Here is a 1,054-nt window from a genome sequence, read left to right as displayed (position 1 = left end):
GTTAGGGTGGGTGGATGAAACGACGTCTCGCCGCCCTTGCCGCTGCCGCCTTCTTGATCGGACTTACCGGCTGTGGGCAAGTACAGGACGCTACCGAAAAGGCCGTCAACGACGGGGCGTCACGGGCTGCGACGGCGGCCGGCAATGAAGTGAAGAAGCAGGCCTGCGCCATCGTGAAGAACGGCCTGGTCAGCGCCAAGGACAAGGAACTGCTGGGCGGTCTTGTCACCAGCGCGGAAGCCGCGGGTGCACCCGCTGAGATCACCACCCCGCTGCGCCAGATCGCCGACTCCGGCGACCAGGTTCCGGCCGAATCCGTCAAGGCCCTTCAGGACGCCTGCGCCAAGTAACCCACGTCATGCGCGGCATGGGTTTCGAGGCACCGGGGTTATGAGGCAGGCCGCCCGCAAGGGGACCGTCAGCGGTCGGTGTCGGAATCGGTCCGGTTTGTTGGCCAACGCTAGTCGTGGATTGGCTTGCGGCCAATATCCGCACGGTTCGGGGCGTCTCGGGTTCGTTCAGGAGAGTCCCGGCGACGACCCTGTTTTCGAACACTCTGAGTGTCGTTGATGTTGCGGGATCTCAAGGGCGGCGATCGAGAGGGCGGCGAGCCGAACCTGACGCCGTCGTGACCAGCCCGTGCGAACCCAGCGTCAGCCGCCGGCCGGCGGGACCATCTTGCGCATCACGGTCTTGCTCTTGCCGATGTGACGCTCGAACGTGAATCCAGCCTTCTCGAACATGGCCCTCGTACCGTTGTGGAGGAATGAGGACGACGTCCTCTTGCCCGGGGCGAGCTCGTTGGGGAACGAGACCACCTCGCCCCCGCCGGCCTGCGCGATCAGCTCGAGCGCGCCATCCAGCGCCTCCCGTGCCACTCCCGAACGTCGGTGGTCGCGGTCGACGAAGAAGCATGTGATGCGCCACGGTGCCGGCTCAGTCTCGCCCGCGTCGTACTCCTTGCGGTGATAGATGCGCGGCAGCTCGACCGGACTGCCGTACTCGCACCACGCGATCGCGTCGTCGCCGTCGAAGACGAGCGCGGCGTGCCCGA

General features: G+C 66.1%; 2 protein-coding genes. One reads left to right on the top strand and one right to left on the bottom strand.

The window, feature by feature from the left end; all coding sequences use genetic code 11:
- Positions 1-14: 14 nt before the first annotated feature.
- The gene (locus tag LQV45_RS35155) at positions 15-350 is read left to right on the top strand and encodes a hypothetical protein (protein ID WP_230012656.1); all 336 of its coding nucleotides are present in this window, start codon (positions 15-17) and stop codon (positions 348-350) included.
- Between the two features lie 303 nt (positions 351-653).
- Here LQV45_RS35155 and LQV45_RS35150 read toward each other — a convergent pair.
- Positions 654-1,054: GNAT family N-acetyltransferase (locus tag LQV45_RS35150; protein WP_230012654.1), on the bottom strand; the 401-nt coding region annotated here is incomplete at its 5' end.

It is taken from the genome of Microbacterium sp. Bi128 (assembly GCF_918698205.1).
This window is presented reverse-complemented; position numbering and strand designations above follow the sequence as displayed.

Coding starts and splice junctions, on each gene's coding strand:
- LQV45_RS35155 (WP_230012656.1), top strand. CDS start 15: ATGAAACGACGTCTCGCCGCCCTTGCCGCTGCCGCCTTCTTGATCGGA.